Below are 278 nucleotides of genomic sequence, written 5' to 3'. Positions count from 1 at the left end.
GATCACCGGTGACTGGCAGAAGTTCAAGGGCCTCCCGGGCCAGGAAGGCACCCTGAAGACGAAAGCTCCCAAGGAAGCTTTCGTAGCTCCGGAGAAGGGTTCCGTCATCATCCCGGAAGCCATCACCAAGAAGGCCAAGAAGGACGACGCTGCCGAGGCTCCGGCCGAGGCTGAAGCAGAGACCACCGAGGCTGAGTAAGTTGCTGGCAGAAGCGCTCGAGCACTTGGTCCGTGGGATCGTTGACAGCCCTGAGGATGTCAAGGTCAGTGCCAAGAAC

Annotated in this window: 2 pseudogenes; both read left to right on the top strand. The window is 60.1% G+C overall.

The features are described 5' to 3' along the window. A pseudogene (locus tag ACPYOM_RS22375) lies at nucleotides 1–199 on the top strand (30S ribosomal protein S16); the annotation flags it as partial. A gap of 1 nt (nucleotide 200) precedes the next feature. Continuing rightward, nucleotides 201–278, top strand: a pseudogene (locus tag ACPYOM_RS22370) (RNA-binding protein); the annotation flags it as partial.

Source organism: Monashia sp. HAY1-2A (genome assembly GCF_056755315.1).
Note: the sequence above shows the minus strand (reverse complement) of the source record. Positions and strands in the feature narration are given on the sequence as shown.